At 63.7% G+C, this 18270-nt stretch carries 20 protein-coding genes; 12 read left to right on the top strand and 8 right to left on the bottom strand.

Translation table 11 applies throughout. The annotated features are described in order from the left end of the window. The 3 genes from VGH98_14815 to VGH98_14805 form a co-directional block, all read right to left on the bottom strand. Nucleotides 1-1051: adenosylhomocysteinase (locus VGH98_14815; GenBank protein HEY2377245.1), on the bottom strand; the 1051-nt coding region annotated here is incomplete at its 3' end. A 24-nt stretch (nt 1052-1075) separates the two neighbouring features. Then, a complete protein-coding gene (locus tag VGH98_14810; protein HEY2377244.1) occupies nt 1076-2047 on the bottom strand; it encodes a metalloregulator ArsR/SmtB family transcription factor in 972 nt (323 codons plus the stop codon). 97 nt (nt 2048-2144) lie between these two features. Next, the gene (locus tag VGH98_14805) at nt 2145-2786 is read right to left on the bottom strand and encodes an HAD-IA family hydrolase (GenBank protein HEY2377243.1); all 642 of its coding nucleotides are present in this window, start codon (nt 2784-2786) and stop codon (nt 2145-2147) included. 242 nt (nt 2787-3028) lie between these two features. Between VGH98_14805 and VGH98_14800 the strand changes: the two genes are divergently transcribed. The 4 genes from VGH98_14800 (at nt 3029) to VGH98_14785 (ending at nt 6882) form a co-directional block, all read left to right on the top strand. Further along, nucleotides 3029-3802, top strand: a complete 774-nt coding sequence (locus VGH98_14800; GenBank protein HEY2377242.1) for a hypothetical protein — start codon at nt 3029-3031, stop codon at nt 3800-3802. A gap of 127 nt (nt 3803-3929) precedes the next feature. Beyond that, nucleotides 3930-5255, top strand: a complete 1326-nt coding sequence (locus tag VGH98_14795; protein HEY2377241.1) for a sigma-54 dependent transcriptional regulator — start codon at nt 3930-3932, stop codon at nt 5253-5255. Continuing rightward, nucleotides 5252-5854, top strand: a complete 603-nt coding sequence (locus VGH98_14790) for a hypothetical protein (GenBank protein HEY2377240.1) — start codon at nt 5252-5254, stop codon at nt 5852-5854. The genes VGH98_14795 and VGH98_14790 overlap by 4 nt, the downstream gene beginning before the upstream one ends. 11 nt (nt 5855-5865) lie before the next feature. Beyond that, nucleotides 5866-6882, top strand: coding sequence for a tetratricopeptide repeat protein (locus VGH98_14785; GenBank protein HEY2377239.1), 1017 nt, complete (start codon nt 5866-5868; stop codon nt 6880-6882). A 1-nt stretch (nt 6883) separates the two neighbouring features. On the opposite strand, the gene VGH98_14780 is transcribed toward VGH98_14785, so the two are convergent. Continuing rightward, nucleotides 6884-7747 (bottom strand): multicopper oxidase domain-containing protein, encoded by an 864-nt coding sequence (locus VGH98_14780; protein ID HEY2377238.1) that lies wholly within the window; start codon nt 7745-7747, stop codon nt 6884-6886. A gap of 234 nt (nt 7748-7981) precedes the next feature. On the opposite strand from VGH98_14780, the gene VGH98_14775 reads away from it, so the two are divergent. Continuing rightward, nucleotides 7982-9022 (top strand): multicopper oxidase domain-containing protein, encoded by a 1041-nt coding sequence (locus VGH98_14775; GenBank protein ID HEY2377237.1) that lies wholly within the window; start codon nt 7982-7984, stop codon nt 9020-9022. 103 nt (nt 9023-9125) lie between these two features. On the opposite strand, the gene VGH98_14770 is transcribed toward VGH98_14775, so the two are convergent. From VGH98_14770 to VGH98_14755, 4 genes are all read right to left on the bottom strand, one after another. Beyond that, nucleotides 9126-9593, bottom strand: a complete 468-nt coding sequence (locus tag VGH98_14770) for a hypothetical protein (protein HEY2377236.1) — start codon at nt 9591-9593, stop codon at nt 9126-9128. A 9-nt stretch (nt 9594-9602) separates the two neighbouring features. Continuing rightward, a complete protein-coding gene (locus VGH98_14765; protein ID HEY2377235.1) occupies nt 9603-9863 on the bottom strand; it encodes a LysM peptidoglycan-binding domain-containing protein in 261 nt (86 codons plus the stop codon). A 148-nt stretch (nt 9864-10011) separates the two neighbouring features. After that, nucleotides 10012-10608, bottom strand: a complete 597-nt coding sequence (locus VGH98_14760) for a CBS domain-containing protein (protein HEY2377234.1) — start codon at nt 10606-10608, stop codon at nt 10012-10014. Nucleotides 10609-10655: 47 nt separating this feature from the next. Continuing rightward, nucleotides 10656-11231, bottom strand: coding sequence for a CheB methylesterase domain-containing protein (locus VGH98_14755; GenBank protein HEY2377233.1), 576 nt, complete (start codon nt 11229-11231; stop codon nt 10656-10658). Between the two features lie 69 nt (nt 11232-11300). Between VGH98_14755 and VGH98_14750 the strand changes: the two genes are divergently transcribed. The 7 genes from VGH98_14750 (at nt 11301) to VGH98_14720 (ending at nt 18270) form a co-directional block, all read left to right on the top strand. Then, nucleotides 11301-11426: a hypothetical protein gene (locus VGH98_14750; GenBank protein HEY2377232.1), complete on the top strand. Its 126-nt coding sequence runs from the start codon at nt 11301-11303 to the stop codon at nt 11424-11426. Between the two features lie 126 nt (nt 11427-11552). Continuing rightward, nucleotides 11553-11954 (top strand): flavodoxin domain-containing protein, encoded by a 402-nt coding sequence (locus tag VGH98_14745; protein HEY2377231.1) that lies wholly within the window; start codon nt 11553-11555, stop codon nt 11952-11954. A gap of 71 nt (nt 11955-12025) precedes the next feature. Further along, nucleotides 12026-12694 carry a DUF4389 domain-containing protein gene (locus tag VGH98_14740; GenBank protein ID HEY2377230.1) on the top strand — a complete coding sequence of 223 codons (669 nt, stop codon included), beginning with the start codon at nt 12026-12028 and terminating at the stop codon, nt 12692-12694. Between the two features lie 227 nt (nt 12695-12921). After that, nucleotides 12922-13563 carry a YceI family protein gene (locus tag VGH98_14735; protein ID HEY2377229.1) on the top strand — a complete coding sequence of 214 codons (642 nt, stop codon included), beginning with the start codon at nt 12922-12924 and terminating at the stop codon, nt 13561-13563. A gap of 54 nt (nt 13564-13617) precedes the next feature. Then, nucleotides 13618-15042, top strand: a complete 1425-nt coding sequence (locus tag VGH98_14730) for a hypothetical protein (protein ID HEY2377228.1) — start codon at nt 13618-13620, stop codon at nt 15040-15042. Between the two features lie 133 nt (nt 15043-15175). Next, on the top strand, nt 15176-16447 hold the full coding sequence (locus VGH98_14725; protein HEY2377227.1) for a universal stress protein: 1272 nt from the start codon (nt 15176-15178) through the stop codon (nt 16445-16447). Beyond that, the gene (locus tag VGH98_14720) at nt 16444-18270 is read left to right on the top strand and encodes a heavy metal translocating P-type ATPase (GenBank protein HEY2377226.1); all 1827 of its coding nucleotides are present in this window, start codon (nt 16444-16446) and stop codon (nt 18268-18270) included. The genes VGH98_14725 and VGH98_14720 overlap by 4 nt, the downstream gene beginning before the upstream one ends.

Here is an 18270-nt window from a genome sequence, read left to right as displayed (position 1 = left end):
TCTTGCGCATGTGCTCGAGCGTGATGACGTCGACGTTGCCGGTCGTGGTGACGTAGATGTCGCCGCGGCCGAGCGTGTCCTCGATCGTGGCGACCTCGAAGCCTTCCATCGCGGCCTGCAGAGCGTTGATGGGGTCGATTTCGGTGACGACGACGCGCGCGCCGAGGCCACGCAGCGACTTCGCAGAGCCCTTGCCCACGTCGCCGTAGCCGCAGACGACCGCGACCTTGCCGGCGATCATGACGTCGGTGGCGCGCTTGATGCCGTCGACGAGCGACTCGCGGCAGCCGTAGAGGTTGTCGAACTTGGACTTCGTGACGGAGTCGTTGACGTTGATCGCGGGAAAGAGGAGCGTGCCGGCTTTCATCATCTCGTAGAGGCGGTGTACGCCGGTCGTGGTCTCTTCGGTGACTCCCTTGATCGCCGCGGCCACTTTCGTCCAGCGACCAGGATGGAGCTTCGCCTCCTGACGCAGCAGGTCGAGGATCACACCCCATTCCTCGGGGTCGCTTGCCGAATCGAAATCGGGGATGCGGCCGGCCTTCTCGAACTCGGCGCCCTTGTGCACGAGGAGCGTTGCGTCGCCACCGTCGTCGAGGAGCATGTTCGGGCCCGAACCGTCCGGCCACACCAGCGCCTGCTCGGTGCACCACCAGTATTCCTCGAGCGTCTCACCTTTCCAGGCGAATACCGGAGTCCCGTTAGGCTTCGCGACCGTTCCATCTCGTCCGACCACGACGGCCGCGGCCGCATGATCCTGCGTCGAGAAGATGTTGCACGACACCCAACGTACATCGGCGCCGAGGTCGACAAGGGTCTCGATCAGGACGGCAGTCTGCACTGTCATGTGCAACGAGCCCATGATCTTTGCGCCGGCGAGCGGCCCTTTGCCTCGATATTCGGCGCGGAGTGCCATGAGGCCCGGCATCTCCTGCTCGGCGAGACGGATCTCCTTGCGTCCGAAATCGGCGAGACCGAGATCACGGACTTTGTACGCGGGGCGAGTCTCGGCCTTTGCCTGTTGGCGTTCAGTGAGCTGCGCGGTAGCCATGATTCAATCCTATGGGTGGAAAACCTAACGATGAGAACCATTCTTGCGTGCTTTCTTGCGCGCCGCTGCGGCGAACAGCGACGGCCCTTTCGCCGTCGTATCGGCCGGAAGCGCCCGGAATCGCGAGCCAACGAAGCCCGTCTGCTCGAGCCAGCCGACAATCTGCGGTTCGTCGAAGCCCTGCCAGACGTGTCCAAGCTGAATGGCGTAGTCGGCGCGATCGTGGATCATGAAATCGACGAAGAGCAGCTTGCCGCCGGGCTTTAGCACACGCTGAACCTCGCGCAGGAGCGCTGTCGGGTCGGCGACGAAGTGAGCAACGAGAAAGAGCAACGCCACGTCCAACTCGCCATTCTCGATGGGCAGTTCCTCGACGGCGCCCGTACGCAGGTCGACATTGGCGAGCTTACCGAGTCGCGCGCGAGCGGCCGAGAGCATCGGCCCGGATTCGTCGACCGCGATGACCCGCGCGACGCAGGGTGCGAGCAACTCGCTCACATGTCCTGCGCCGCACCCGAGGTCGCCCACGACCCAGCGCTCGTCGCAGAGCTCCAGCAACGCCAAGAGGTCGGTGCGCGTGCCGATCATGTCCGAGCGCATCTCATCCCAGGTGCCATGCGAGCTGGAAAAGAAAGCTTGGGAGCGGCTCCGTCGCGTCGCCACCCGCTGAGCCAGCACCCCCTCCAGCCGGCGGATGTCGTGGGCGGCGCTCGGAGCGGCTGAGAACTGCTCGCGCACCACGTGCCAGAGCCGTTTGGTTGCCGGCTCGAGCCGGCTCTGTACCATCGAATAGAAGCGGCTCGTACCCTCGCCACGGGCGACCACCCAGGTTTCGTCGCTCAGGATCTTGAGATGCCGGCTAACAGTGGATTGCGGAAGCTGAAGCACGGCGCAGAGCTCCCCGACCATGAGCTCACGACCGTCGAGCAGCAGCAGGATCCTGCTGCGCGTCGGATCAGCGAGGGCGCTTATGCGGTCAAGGATGGAGACGGACAAGAAGAAGGCCCTGGGGACTAGGCGAGCAGAAGCTAGACGTATGAAGGGTTGATCATCCTAATATCCGGATGAAAGGTCAAACGCAGGGGCGGTTCTGTCAATGGCCCAGATGGATCCGAGGCGAGTGGGCGGACAGGCTGATCCTGAGCACGGCGAAAGAAGGCACGACCACGGTCGCGCTTCGCAGCTCGGAGGCGGGGACCGTGCCGGCGATGCCGACCGAGCGCATGCCAGCGGCGCCAGCAGCTTCGAGTCCAGCTGGTGCATCCTCGATCACGACGCAATCAGCCGGCGCAACGCCCAGAGCCGCCGCCGCGGCGAGATAGCCCTCGGGGTCCGGCTTGCCGCGCGCGACGTCGTCGCCCGTGATGAGTATCTGTGGAAGTGGCAGGCCAACATGAGTGAGCCGCAAAGTCGCGACTGGTCGTGCGCCGGATGTCACCACGGCCCACGCGTTAGGCGGGAGCGTGGGCACCAGGGCGTGCGTGCCGGGCACGGAGCGCAGCCCAGCCGTTGTCGCGGCCTCCATCGCGACGAGCGCCGCCACTTCCATGTCGACGTCGAGATGGGGCGCAACCGCGCGTACGGTGTCCTGAACCCTACGGCCCTGCGACCATCGCAAGACATGGCCGGGGTCGAGGCCGCGAGCGATCGCCCAGTCGGTGCAGATCCGACGAACGCATTCAGCCGAATCGACGAGCACACCATCGAGGTCGAAGAGGAGCGCATCGCAATGCATCACGAGTGACACTCGCGCGAGTGAAGTGAGAACGGACTCAATTGCTGCATTGCTCTGATAGAGACACGTAACGATTCGATCCAGTCCTGAATGTGCCTACACCGAGAAGGGAAGGCGCCAACGTCATAGTGTACATCGATTTGCCGGCAACTACCGATGGCCGTGGGCGTGGCGCCGGCTCTGCTATTGGACGCTCCGACAAAGGCGTGACTACCGACACCCAATTGCCTCAGGAGATCTCCATGCCCCCCATGCTCAACGTCAAACGGAGCGCATTGCTACTCTGCGCCGCCGTCGGCGCAAGTGCTTGCAGCGATGCCACGAGCAGCAACGCCGCGAAGCGGCCATTCAGCGTATCGCTCACGTCGCAGTCGCAAGCCGCGGTGGCGGATCGCGCGCGCGCCGACATCACGGTCGCCACGGGGACCAGCACGCTCGTGATCACGAAGGCGCAACTTCTCGCGCGCCGAATCGAGCTCGCGCCAGCGAGTGCCTCGGGGTGTACGGCCATGGAGGAGTCGAGCGGCGACGACGCCGAGGTCGAGGACGGCTGCGCCGAGGTCGAAGTCGGCCCAGCGCTGCTCGACATTCCTGTCGACGCCTCACTCGAGACGAACATTTCCGCGAGCGTCCCCGCGGGCACCTATCGGGCGTTGGAGATCCGGATCCGCCCGGAATCGAGTGGTAACCGAAGTGGCGAGGCCTTCCTCGCTGCACACCCCGAATTCAAAGGGGTGAGCATTCGCATCCAAGGGACGTTCAATGGCAAGGCGTTCGTGTTTACGAGCGCCATCGACACCCGCATCGAGACGGCGTTCGCGACGCCGGTCACGGTCGATGCCACGAACCCGAACGTGACCGTGGCGATTGATCTGAGTAAGTGGTTCAGTGACGGCTCGGGCGGAACGCTCGATCCGAGCAACAGTTCCAATGCGGCGCGCATCGCGGCGAACATCGCTGGATCGTTCCGCGCTTTCGAAGACGACGATCACGACGGTCACGACGATCACCGCTGACCGCCAGGTAGCGCCGAGCCTCGTTAGGTTCGGCGCACTCCGGGCGGCTCGGCCAAACAAGCGCCGCCCATTGCCGAATTCGCCTCCCAGACTCGTGGTCCTGTCGCTCTCTGACTCCTTTTCGTCCATGTGGCCAACGCTTGCGGACCAATGTGGTCTCGCGTACGCGCCGCTCGAGACGGCCGCCGGCTTCGATCGCCTAACAGGAGCGGTCGGCGTCGTCAGCGGCGGCGGTATGGAAGAGGAGCTCGAGGCGACACTACGGCAGACGGCGAGCGGAGAACGAGGTGCCATCGAGATTGCCGCCGCCGGCGCGCGGCCTGATCATCGGCTCGCAGCCGCGCTCGTTCGAGCGGGTGCCGCGACATATTTCGCGTTGCCTGACGACGCTGCCCTCCTCGCGTCATGGTTGCGCGAACGAGCTGAAGCGCTTCGTGCTGACACGCGCCGACTCGAATTCGTCGCGTCCGAGGCGTCGAAGTTCCGATTCGAGGGCGTGCTTGGCGCGAGCGCCGCATTGCGGGCGGCGCTCGATAGGGCGGCGCGCATCATTCCGTACGCCTCGGTTACGGTTTTACTGACGGGCGAAACCGGAACGGGGAAGGAGCTCGTCGCGCGCGCGATTCACTACAACGGGCCGCGGCGCGGCGCCCCATTCGTCGACATCAATTGCGCCGCGATTCCCGAACAGCTGCTCGAGAGCGAGTTGTTCGGCCACGAGAAGGGTGCGTTCACCGGCGCCACGGTGGCGAAGCCTGGCCTGTTCGAGCTCGCCAATGGTGGAACGCTCTTTCTCGACGAGGTTGGACATCTGCCACTCGTGCTGCAGGGGAAGCTGCTGCGCGCGCTCGAGGAGCGAACGATTCGGCGTGTCGGCGGTACGCGAGCGATTTCCATCGATGTTCGAATCATCGCCGCGACGCACGTCGAGCTCGCCGCGGCCGCGTCGCGTCGAGAATTTCGCGAGGATCTGTTCCATCGGCTCAATGTGGTACCGATCGAATTGCCGCCGTTGCGAGCGCGGCGGGAAGACGTTCCGTTGCTCGCCCGACATTTTCTGCTGCGCTTCGCTGGCGAGTACGGATTGCCGGTACCGCTGCTGTCGCCGGCGGCGGAGCGAGCGCTCGCCGGTCGCGAGTGGAGCGGCAACATTCGCGAGCTGCGAAATCTCATGGAGCGCACGCTCCTGCTGACGCCGAAGTTGACGCTCGACGCCGACGATTTCGCGGAAGCGCCGTCGGTGCGTCGCTCTGTCGACCAGGACATCCCGTTCCCGGCGACCATGGCCATGATCACGCGCGCGGCCGCGCGCTCGATGCTGGACTTCTGCACGGGAAACAAGAGTGAGGCGGCGCGCCGTCTCGGCATCTCGCGTCCGCGCCTGCAGCGGCTGCTGGACGTGAGCATAGACGCACACTCCGAGCTCAACGACGAAGCCGAGGTGGAAACGTGATTACCAAATTTGCAACGCCCATCGCGTTGCTTACGGTGCTACTGGTCAGCGCGTGCGGGGGGGATGCGACAGGTCCGAACACCATCGAGAAGCCGGGAAGTGACCTTCACTTCCTTCAGCTGAGTCCTTCGGCACCAGCGCTTCAGGCAACGACGGTGTCCTTCTACGCGAAGGTGGGCGAGGATCGCGAAGCGCGCGTGAAATTTCAGAATGGCGAGGACTATCTGCGATTTCGTGTCTTCGGGAATTCACTCTCTCAGCGGCCGGATGGGAGCTCGTTCGCGCAAGGTGACTCGATTCTCATCACGATCACGGTGACCGATCCCACGAAGCTCCAAGCCGACTTTCAGCCCGCCGGACTGAAGTTTTCCTCCTCGGCGCCAGCGAGGTTGCAGTTCGAGTTTGGCGAGTGCGACGGCGACATCAACAGCGACGGCGTCGTGAATTCGGCCGACGCGGCGCTGCTTCCACTCATCTCGACGTGGCGACAGGAGACGCCCGGAGCGCCGTGGATAAAAGTCGGCAGCACTGTCGAGGCAGACGTCAACGAAGTGCAAGCCTTCATCACGGGATTCACGGGCTACGCGCTCGCCTACTAATCCGCGCGCGCATGGTGCTTTCCTCCGGGGTCGAGACGCTTCTTCAACAGGCACGCCGTCACGCGACGGCGGGCGAGTGGGCGGATGCGCTTCAGATTCTTCGAGAACAGGGTGATGCGGCGCGCAATCAGCCGGAGCTCGCAACGATGCGCGCCGACGCTGAGTTGCGCACCGGCCATCCTCGTGAGGCGCACCAGTGGCTCACGGCGATACTGCCGTCGATCGAGCGGAGTGGGGATCGTGCGGCGCTCCGGAAGGCCGTCAATCAACTGGGCGTCGCCGAGATCGAGCTCGGATCGCTGGATGCCGCGGAGCGCGTCTTCGGCCGGGCGCTCGATCTCGCGCGCGCCGATGGTGACGATCTGCTCATCGCCCACGCGACGAACAACATGGGAGCGATCGCGAACATTCGCGGCCGTCGCGACGAAGCGCTGGCACTCTATCAGCTTGCCATTCCAGCGTACCAGCGGTTGGGCAACGTCGCGGGGCTCGCGCAGAGCTTGCACAACATGGCAATCAGCTTCCGTCACCTGGGCCAGCCGGAGCGCGCTACCGAGTGCGCACGTCGTGCGCTCGGCTACGCGACCGAATGCGCCAATGGTCCGCTGCTCGCGCTGACGTGGCTCGAACGTGCGGACCTTTCGCTGCAATCGGGCGACGCCGCACTCGCGGAGGTCGGCGCGGCTCGCGCTGCGGATCAGTTTGCACGGATTCCCGATCCGATCAGGCAAGCCGACTCTCTGCGCGTGGTCGGTGCCGCGCGCCTAACGCTTGGGCGACTCGGCGACGCCGAGGAAGCGCTCGCTCAGGCGCTCGCGATGGCCCGCGCGCACGGCAGTCGGCTGGTCGAGGGCGAAACGCTCCGCGTGCTCGCCGAGTGCCTCGTGACGCGCGGCGATCGAGAAGGGGGGCGACGGCAGATCGCGACGGCGATGGGGATCTTCACCGAGCTTGGCGCAAGTGAGCAGCACGCCGAGGCGTTGCAATGGGCCAGCGGAGTCTGGACCGCCGAGGGACCGAACGAGTAGGTCACGGCTCGACGGAAATCCCGATGGCGCCTTTCTGCCCATGACCGAAGCCATGATTCACGAAGGGGAATTCACCGGCCACGTCAGCGAGTAGGTCGAGAATCATCCCACCGCCGGCGGCGACGTTGAACGTCTGCACGCCGTGGATCGCACTCGCCGGTGGCGCGCCGAGATAGACGGTGTCGAACTGCTCGCCGACAACGTGGAAAGCGCATGGGATCGTCGGCCCAGCGTCCACGACGTGGAAGCGAACACGATCACCTTGCCTTACGCGGATTGGCTCGGCTTGATACTGCCCTGGTCGGCCATTGAAAGCGACGTAATCCGGCAGCGTCGTGAGCATCTTCGTATAGTCGAATGGCTGAACGCCGTTCACGGCGGCGCCGAGATAGAACTCGTTCTGGACGAGCACGAATTCCTTGGCCCGCGGCAGTGGCTGGGGGGGATCGACGATAATCGCGCCGAACATCCCTGCGCCGAGGTGCATGAGGACCAGAGAGCTGCCGGAGTGATAGAGGAAAGCTCCTGCATAACGCGGCTTGAAAGTATAGGCAACCGATTGTCCTTTGGCGACCGACCGAAAGGCGGACTTGACGTCGATCTGCGCGGCGTGGAAGTCCATCGAGTGGGGAATGTCGCCCTCGTTCGTGAGCGTGAAATCGATGGTGTCGCCGACGCGACAGCGCACGATAGGGCCTGGCATGTGACCCTCGAAGGTCCATGCGCCGACGACCGTGTTGGCGGAAATGCGAATGGGCAGCTGTCGCGCGGTCCAATGGAGCCGCTGCTGTCGCTCGTTAGGTAACGGCTGCAGAGTGGGGTCGTAGGTTCGTCGCCTCCACTGCTTTCGAGAGGAGGACAGCATTGGTCTCGGCCATGTCTGGTCTCTCCACGTGACAACGCTCTCTGGATGAGGTCAGTCGGCCATCTCACCGACGATGGGTGTTGGGTCGTCAGGGATTCTCCGACAAATCCCGGAAGGACCCCGACGAAGGTTCGGTTTGCCCCCGACGGAGAATGCCCGACGCATCGCGCAATTTCCGGCTGCAAACAACGACAACCATTCATGGGCCATGGCCCACGACTTTAGGAGATTGCAATGCGATCGCGCTCATACATGACAATGATTCTGGCAGCGCTTACGCTCGGCATGGGCTTTCTTGGGCTTACCGCGGCACGCCTGAGCACGAAACACGTCGAGGTGGTTGACTTCGGTCAGGTGCTGCGCGCGACCGCGCCGGTGTTCGATGCGCGCATCGCCCCGGCATCCGACGCCGACGTGAAGGTCTTCAGAATTCCGATCACCGACGCGAAGGTCGAGATCGCGAAGGGCGTCACGTATCGCGGATGGACGTTCGGCGGGACGGTGCCGGGCCCCGTCATTCGCGTCCGCGTCGGCGACGAGGTTCGTATCACGGTCGTGAACCAGTCACCGATGCCGCACTCGATCGACTTCCACGCCGCCCGCATTCCGGCGAACGTCGCCTATCGAATGATCATGCCCAACGACTCAGTATCGTTCGCGTTCGTTGCCCGCGACGCCGGTGCGTTTATGGTGCATTGCGGGACGCCGCCGGTAACGATGCACATCATGCAGGGGATGTATCTGCCGATCATCGTCGATCCCAAGGGTGGCTGGGGGACGACGGCGGATAGGGAATTCGTACTCGTACAGAGCGAGTTCTACGCGAAGCCGACCGACGGCTCGACGGTGCAGAGTGCGATCATGACGCCGATGACGGCAGACTGGCAGGCAGCGATGGCGAAGCAGGCGAGCTATGTCGTGTTCAACGGACGTGCGTTCCAGTACAAGGAGAATCCACTCAAGGTCGACGTCGGCGATCGCGTGCGCTTCTTCGTCGTCAACGCGGGACCGAGCTTCAACAGTGACTTTCACATCGTCGGTGCAGTTTTCGACCGCGTGTACCCCGACGGTGATCCGCGTCACGCGCTAACGAGTGTGCAAACCTACACCGTACCGGCCGGCGGCGGCGGCGTGTTCGAGACGGTTTTCGAGAGAGATGCGAGTGGCGAAGGTCTATATCCATTCGTGACGCACAGCTTCGCGGATGCGGAGAAGGGCGCGATCGGCATCATTCAGGTGGGAGCGCCGAAGGTGTACGCGACAATGAATCACTAGAGGGTAGAGGGTAGAGGGTTGCGGGTAGCGCGTAGACACACTGCCTCAGCCCACAACCCTCTGCCCTCTGCCCACAACCCTTTGCCGACAACCTTCTACCCGCTCACTTCACCGCCAAATCCTTCGTTTGCACCTCTTGGCCGTTCACCAGCAGGTGCAATGTGTATTTGCCAACCAACCAGCCACTTGGTTTGAAGATGTGAAACTCCGTGTACGCGTCGCCAGTTGGAGAGATGGTCTCGTTGCTTTCGGTGACTAGCTGACCGTCCTGATACGTCCAGCGCGCCGCGAGATTTGCATTTTGGGTCGTACCCGTCGTGTGGACTGACGCGTAGATGGTGTCGCCTGGCGAGAACGTGTCCGTCCGGTCAGCAATGCGCTCGTCGGCGCCCACGCTGCGGCCAAGCGTCACATCAGCGACCTGGAGCGCTGTAGTCCCGGGAGCGATCGCTCCTCCCGAGGTCTGCGTCGCGGGCTGCTCCTTCTTTCCGCAGGCGCTGGCCGTCATCAGCCCCAGGAGGAGCAGCACGACACGGGTCGTCGCCCGACTCATGATTGATGGTCGCATCATCGCATGTCCTCAGGCGTTAGGCGGAAGACTGAGCACCTGGCCCGGTTGGATCAGGTCGGGATTCTTGATCTTGTCGCGGTTGGCATCGTAGATGGCGTGCCATTTGTTCGCGTCGCCGTAGACGTGCTTGGCAATCTTCGACAAGCTATCGCCCGATTGGACCGTGTAGCTTTGCGGCTTGTCAGCGGGCGCGGTGCTCGAGCTGCCGGCTTGCACGTCGGAGAAATCCGCGGCGCCCTTGGCGCCGCCGTTCGCGTTACTGTCTGGCATCCGTCGTCCTCTCATCGCGAGTTGCCTGACGAGAAGCAGGATGCGTTCCGGCAAGCGGGCTGCACTTCGGAAGCCGATGTTTGATCACGCACTCGAGCGAGTAGGCACAGCCCACCTCGTTCGAGTGTGCATTGGATCACAACGAGCGCTAAGCTTCGAGCTCGCGATTCGTAGCCGATCGAGCGCGATCGAACACGTACGTCCGCGTCATCAACTTGCCGTCGGCCACAGCCTTCACGATGTCGAGCGTCGTGACGATTCCAACGAGCTCACCGTTCTGAACGACGAGCACGCGGTGAATGGACTTTCGTCGCATGAGATCGGCGGCGCTGCAGACGTCGTCGTGCGGCGCGAGCGCGACGAGCGGTCGTGACATGATATCCTCGACGCTGCGCTCATCGAGGATATCGACATCGCTGGCTAAGGGATTGTTCACACGCTCGGTGACGTCGTCGCTTGCTTCTGACCAGAGATCCGTGAAATAGGCCGTTGGCGCAGCACCATCGCGCGTGGCGTCCCCGTCGAGCGCCGGGTCGTTCCAGCCAAGCAGCTCCGATCGCTCGTCGACACCGTTGGGAACGCCGCGTGATGTTGCCGCGAGCTCCAGAATGTCGGCGGCCGAGACGACGCCGACCACTTTCGCTCCGCTGACGACGGGCGCGCCGCTGATGTGATGCGTCGCGAACAACTCGGCCACCTCGCGAAGCGTCATCTCCGGCGTCGTTACCACGATGTTGGTGGTCATAATGTCGCTGAGTCGTAGCACGGTACACCTCGAGGATCAACGAACCGTTAGGCGGCTTTCGCCGTCAGGTGAATCAAGGCCGGCGCGATCGCGCCGAGTGGCAATACGGAATCGACGGCGCCGGTCGCGATGGCGGCCTGCGGCATCGAGAAATAGCGCGAGGTTGCTTCGTCCTGCGCAATGACCGTCCCTCCCGCCTCCTTCACGCGGCGTACCCCGTCGGTGCCATTGCGGCCAAGTCCCGTGAGGACGACCGCGATCATGCGTGGCCCGTATGCCTTGGCCGCGCTCGTGAACAGTGACTCGGCAGACGAGAGGACGTACGCGATGCGTTGGCCGTCCGTGAGGTCGAACGATCGATCAGGCCTAACGACCAGGTGTTCGGCTCCGGGCGCGAGATAGACAGTTCCTCGCCTGATGCGCTGTCCTGCTTCGGCAATGCGCACCGGTCGCTTCGAGAGCTTGGACAGGACCTGCGCCAGGCCGGGTGTGCGTCCCGGCGTGTGATGCTGCACGACAACAATCGGCACGTCGAAGTCGGCCGGCAGCGCGGCCAGCACGTGACCGAGCGCGGAGATGCCGCCTGCGGAGGCGGTCATCGCAATCAAATCGTAGTCGGCCATGGGAAGACCCTCGGTGCGCGTTGACGATCACTGTTCGCTGCGCGGACACGAGAAGGATGAGCCGGCGCAATGCCCGGGTCTGTAGTCGGCGAGACGCTCTTCCGTAAGCAATTGCCTGACGACGTCGATTCGTCGCGCGACGTGACACGAGCCCGATTCATGAAGGGCAAGAGCGGGTCCGCTGGCGCGAGTTGAGCGAACTAGTAGAAGTAATCCTTTCTCCGACGCAGTGTACTCCGTCTACGGACAGAACCGCGACGCGAGCGTGATCAGTTTGCTCGACAGAGTTGTTTTGTCCCTCCTGCGCTACCGGAGGATTCCATGCGCCCCATCGCGTTCTCGTTCTCTACGCAACGCATTACGGGCGGTGCACGAGTTCGTCAGCAGACATTACAACATGCTGACAGGATGCCATCGGCATTCTTTTCAGTGAGCGGATCGGCCGCCAGCCCCGACGAGCGCGGGCGCGCAGACGCGCGGCGTTGCGCCGAGGAATTTCTTCGCGCGACACACTGGCGACCTGCAATGACGGAGCTGATCGGCGGAGCGATGGCGTACACGAAGTACGGCCCTCTCCTCCGCTCGATCATGATGCAGATCGCCAAGCGGAATGCTCGCTTCTCCACTCGCCGCGGTGGCGCCGAGTCCGGCGCCAATGATGCCTCCGGTTCGGCGTCAATTCGTGCTCATCGTCTGCTTCCAAGTACAAGTAATGCCATGTAAGCGCTTCGATTGAGTGAAGTCTCAAGTGACACCGAGCAATGGGCGTCTGTCTACTCGCGAGTGAGGGAACGATGAGCACAGCCGCAACCAGACTGGGCGGGGAGACGATCGAGCCCGTTCAGCTTCGAGTCGAGCCTGCGATCGACGGTCGAAACCGGCTGACGACTGCTTTCCGGATCATCCTGGCGATTCCACATCTCATACTGGTCGGCGGGCCAATCGCCGGTGCGATGACGTGGACCTCCGGCGACGCGAACAGCCGGACGGACTGGGGCGCCGGCGGCCTGCTCGGCGCCGTCGCGGCGATCGTCGCGGTCATCGCCTGGTTCGCGATTCTATTCACGGGCGAATATCCAACAGGCCTGTGGAATCTCGCGGCGTTCTATCTGCGCTGGCGCGCACGCGCGCTCGCCTATACGTCGCTCCTCCGAGACGAGTACCCGCCCTTCGGCGACGGCGAGTATCCGGCTTCGGTCGTGCTCGAGAGGCCGTCGCCGCCGCGCGATCGCATCAGCGTCGCCTTTCGTCTGATTCTGGTGATTCCGCAGCTCCTTGCACTGTGGGCGCTCGGCGTTGCATGGGTCATCACGACTATCATCGCGTGGTTTTCAATTTTGCTAACGGGCCGCTATCCGGCGCGACTCTACGAATTCGGCGTCGGAGTGCTGCGCTGGAACATCCGCGTCGAAGCGTACTTGCTACTCCTTCACGATCAGTATCCGCCATTCTCGTTGGCGTGAAACCCGAGGGGCTAGCCCCTATGCCCTAGCCCCTCCCTCCGTCAGGCTTCTCCTGACATCACGTCCGCGATCCATTACAAAACATCGGGTCTTCTCCTCACGATTGTTCCTCGTTCCGCCTGACAGTTGGACCAACGGGCAATCGGTACTCTCACAGCACAATCAATCGCGTGCTGGCGCTCATCGGATCCTCCGATAGCCGCCCCCCGGTGAGAGGAGATGGCCCCATGACAAAAAGGTCCCTAACGAGCCTCGCGCTGACCGCCGCGCTGCTGACGATCGCCGGCTCGGCGCAAGCTCAATCCGTTCGCCTTGCCGTTGGCCCCGATAGCAAGCTGTGGGTCGAGGGCGGCTCGAACCTTCACGGCTGGAGCTGCAAGGCCAGCTCGCTCGACGCGGCAATCGAGGTCGACGAAGCGTTCCTGAGGAGCACCAGCGTCACGCCAACGCTGCTCAAGAAGGTCACCGTCAAGGTTCCCGTGAGGAATCTCAAGTGCGGGCATGGCGGAATGGACAACAATCTCTATAAGGCGCTCAAGGCGGATGGCTCGGCCGAGATCAGCTACATCCTCGCGACGTTCGACGTCGTGCAAGGCGCCACGAGCGATTCGTTCACCGTCAAGACGGTCGGCGCTCTGACTGTCGCGGGCACCGAGAAGACGGTGGACATGGAAGTGACGGCGGCTCGGCTCCCCGACGGCGGCGTGAAAGCCGAGGGCGAGCTCCCGCTCCTCATGACGGACTTCGGCGTGAAGCCGCCGACCGCGCTACTCGGCACGCTCCGCACCGACAACAAGATCACCGTGAAGTTCTCACTCCTCATTGGCCCCCAAACCCTGAGCGCCGCTCTGGCCGGCGAAACACGCTGACTCGAGACGACAGAAACCGACACTCATCACCCGCTCGAGTCCCCCGGAGGAATTATGAAATACTCAACCAAGCTGCTGCTCGCCGCCGTCGCGATCCCCTTCTTCGCCGTATCGCTCGTTGCGCAGCAAACGACGCAAGTCGCCGACTCCGGCACGAAGACAGAGACCGCCAAGCCGAAAGCCGATTCCACCAAGGACCCGGCCAGCGCGAAGAAGATCACCAGCGTGCCGGCGATCGAGTTCCAGCACATCCGTCCGGCCGATGCACGCGGTCTCAATGTCTTCGAGCCGCCGAAGAACGACTCCATTCCCTACACGGGATTCAAGCTCGGTTGGGGCGCGGCGATGACGCAGCAATTCCAGGGGCTTCAACACAGCAATACCGCCGCGGTGAAAATGGTCCAGGACCCCAACTTCCCGACCGATCCGACTAAGCAGGTCAACGCGAATCAACTGATCGGGATCGGAAACGGATTCAACAACGCCGTCGCCAACATTTATCTGAACGCTCAGGTCGCACGGGGCATTCGCCTCGAGATGACGACCTACGCCTCAGCGCGGCACCACCAGGAAGCCTGGATCAAGGACGGCTACGCGCTGATCGACGAATCACCGATCGACAACTCGATCCTGAACAGCATCATGAAGTACACGACGCTCCGCGTTGGACACTTCGAGATTGACTACGGCGATGCGCACTATCGCCGCAGCGACAACGGCCAGGCGATGTACAATCCGTTCGTCGGCAACTACATCCTCGACGCGTTCACGACAGAGATCGGCGGCGAAGTCTACCTCCGCAACGGTCCATGGCTCGCCATGGGCGGCGTCACGGGCGGTGAGATCCATGGGCAAGTGACCACGCCGGCAAAGCGCTCGGCGAGCTTCATCGGCAAGGTTGGTGTCGACAAGAGCTTTGCCAAGGAGTTGCGCTTCCGCCTCACCGGTTCGATGTACGCGAACGGTCAATCGGCGAGCAACACGCTATTCACAGGTGACCGCGCTGGTTCGCGCTACTACGACGTGCTCGAGAACACGTCGTCGACAGAGACCGCGAATGCCTGGTCGGGCGCGATTCGCCCCGGGTTCAGCAACAACGTCCATTCGTTCGTCGTGAACCCGTTCGTCAAGGTTGCCGGCGTCGAGCTCTTCGGAAACCTCGAGACGGCGACGGGTAAGGGCGCGACGGAGCTGACCAACCGAACGGTCCGGCAGTATGTCGGCGAGGGACTGTACCGGTTTGCTAACGACCAATTGTACGTCGGCGCGCGATACAACATGCTCAAAGGAGAGCTGGTGGGCATCACGAACGACATCAGCGTCAACCGGTGGCAATACGGCGGCGGCTGGTTCGTCACCCCGCTGCTCCTGACGAAGCTCGAGTATGTGAACCAGAAGTACCTCGACTTCCCGGCGACCGACATCCGCAACGGTGGGCAATTCAAGGGCTTCATGGTGGAGGGCGTCCTGGCCTTCTGAGTAATGCGGATCCTGCGGAAACAGCGGGTGACGCGGACACGGCAGTTGAAGAAAAGGACGGGCGCGCGACCGAGGGGTCGCGCGCCGTCTTCGTCCAGGAATCCAGCTCGTTAGGCAATCGATGGAGGGCAATATGGAAACCGTGATCGAAAAACGCGTCGAGACCGAGCCGGCAACGAAATCGGAGCCGATCCTGGTCGCGACCGATGGCTTGCCGCAATCGCGTGGAGCGCTCAAGACCGCTCGCGCACTCGCCGACCGGTTCGGGACCACCATGCGTGTCGTTTCCGTCCATCAATGGCCGATGCTCGTCATCGCGGACGGCCAGACGCTGCTCGACCCAAGCGTGGCGCAGAGCATACGCGACGATCTCGTGCGGCGAGTCCGCGAACAGTGCACGCTGATCGAAAAGAAGGGGCCGCGCGTCGACGCATGCGAAGTCCTGAACGGTGAGCCGGCGCGGGTGATCACCGAGAGTGCCGTCGACAAGCACGCGCGGCTCATTGTCGTCGGACTCGGGCGACACGAGCTCGTCGATCGCATCTTCGGCGACGAAACCGCATTGAAGGTCGCGCGGCTGAGCCACGTGCCGGTGCTCGCGGTACCGGAGCACGGGGCTGCCGCACCGCGGCACGCCGTCGTCGGCGTGGATTTCAGCGAGGGGAGTGTGCGCGCGGCGGAGGGAGCGCTTCGGCTACTCGCCGACGATGGTTTGCTCGAGCTGGTGCACGTGATCCCGCGTGAGCGTTTGCTCTTCGACACATGGGTCTCGGAAGAAGACTACACGCGCTACGTCCGTCAATCGCTCACCCGGTTCGTCGCGCGGCTCGACGTGCCGAGCGGGGTGCGAGTCGAGGACGTGATCCTGAGCGGTGATGCTGCGCGGGAGATCCAATCCTATGCGTCGCGAGCCGGTGCTGATCTGATCGCCGCGGGTAGCCATGGACACGGCTTTGTCACGAGGCTGGTCGTCGGCAGCGTGACGACGAAGCTGCTCCGCATGGCGACGTGCGCTGTGCTCGTGATTCCAGCGGACATAGCTCACTCCGATCGGAATGGCGCCGCCTCGGGCGCGACGCTCACGCTCGACCGAGAGCGCTGGCGTGAGGTGCTCGACGACTTCACGCAATCGAACGTGGGCCGTCGAACTCGTCTCGAGGTGAACGATCCCGAGCTCGGCGCGCAGGCGCAGGAGCAGGACTACCCGTTGTTAGGCGTCACATTCGATCCAGTCGACGAGCGTGTCGAGATCATGCTCGGCGAGCTCGGAGCGGGTGAGCCGCATCTTTCGCGAAGCGTCGGTGAGGTCGACTCACTGGACGTGCTCACGGACGACGCCGGTCGCGACGTGGCCCTGCGGCTGCATCACGGCAGCGGTCAAACGATCCTGACCCTCCTGCGATGACGCCGCGAGGCGGCCTCGCTGCGGCGAGTCTCGGTGTCATCATTGTCGGGCTGCTTTTGAAGTTCATCGTGCCCGCGTGGGCGCCAACGGTGTGGCTCGTGGGCCTCATCATCAGTGGTGCTCCCATCGTGTGGCGCACGGTGCTCGAGGCTCGCCATGGACACTGGGCGACGGATGTCGTCGCCGTCCTTGCGATCGTTGGCGCGGTTCTTCTGCGTCAGCCACTCGCGGGCCTCGTCATCGTGCTCATGCGCTCGGGCGGCGAGGCGCTCGAGCAATACGCCGCGGGCCGCGCATCGGCGGCGTTGCGGGAGCTCGAGGCCGCAGCGCCTCGCATCGCGCATCGTCTCATCGGCCCGAACCTAACGACTGTCGAGGATCTTCCCGCCGGCGCGATCGATATCGGAGATCCGCTCCTCGTCCGACCCGGCGAGTTGGTGCCGTGCAACGGCGTCGTCCGCGACGGCAATTCACTCGTGGATGTCGCACGCCTCACGGGCGAGCCCGTACCCGTTGCCGCCGCACCCGGCACGTCGCTGATGAGTGGCAGCATCAACGGCGAAGGCGTGCTCACCATCACGGCTACCGCACGCGCCGAGGACAGCCAGTACGCGAAGATCGTCGAGCTCGTGCGCACGGCGCAGTCGACGAAAGCGCCGCTCGTACGCTTAGCCGATCGTTACGCAGTGTGGTTCACCCCGGCCACGTTGCTCGTCTGCCTCCTAACCTTTCTGGCGACGCATGACGCGACGCGCGTACTCGCGGTGCTGGTCGTCGCGACGCCCTGTCCGCTCATCCTTGCCACGCCGATCGCCATCATCGGCGGCATCAGTCGCGCAGCTCGACGACAGATCATCGTCAGACATGGCGGCGCCCTCGAGGCGCTCAGCGGCGTCGACGTGGCCGTGTTCGATAAGACGGGCACGTTGACGATCGGCAAGCCACTCGTGCGGCGCGTGCTCACGACGGGCGATCTGAGTGATGCCGAGTTGTTGCGTCTCGCCGCCTCCGTGGAGCAAGGTTCCAGTCATCTGCTCGCGCGCACACTGGTCGACGCGGCGCTGGACTCGGGTGCCACGCTGCCGCTCGCTCGCGCCCACATTGAATCTCCCGGTCGAGGCGTGACGGCCGAGGTCGAAGGGCACGAGGTCTCGGTCGGGTCGAGGGCCTTCATCCTCGAGCGCGCCCGCGCGAATCCGGCCGTGCTGTCGCGCCTGGAGCGCGAGGAGGTCGGATTGCGCGCCTATATCGCGATCGACGGCTGCCTCGCCGGCGTCGTCGAGTACTCGGATCGCACGCGGCCCGGCTTGCGCGAGTTGCGCGCGCGACTCGCAACGTTAGGCATCGAACGAGCGATCCTCCTTTCGGGTGACCACGCGCCGAACGTTCGTGCCGTAGCGCAGGAGATTGGTATTGTCGAGGCGCGCGGTGATCTTCTTCCCGAAGGCAAAGTCACCGTCGTGCAGCAGCTCGTGCGCGAGGGTTATCATGTCCTCATGGTTGGTGACGGGACGAACGACGCTCCGGCGCTCAGCGCCGCACACGTCGGCGTCGCGCTCGCGAGTCAGGGCGGAGGCATCTCGGCCGAAGCTGCCGATGTGGTCGTACTCGCGGACGATGTGTCCCGCGTTGCCGACGCCGTCGAGATTGGTCATCACACGCTCGACGTCGCACGGCAGAGCATCTGGCTCGGCCTGGGATTGAGTATTATCGCAATGATCGCCGCGTCGTTCGGCTCGATTGCGCCGACGATCGGCGCCCTCCTTCAGGAAGTAATCGACATTGCGTCGATTGCCAATGCGTTGCGGGCGAGTCGCGGCTAG

Source organism: Gemmatimonadaceae bacterium (genome assembly GCA_036496605.1).
In the GTDB taxonomy this organism is placed as follows: Bacteria; Gemmatimonadota; Gemmatimonadetes; order Gemmatimonadales; family Gemmatimonadaceae; genus AG2.
Note: the sequence above shows the minus strand (reverse complement) of the source record. Positions and strands in the feature narration are given on the sequence as shown.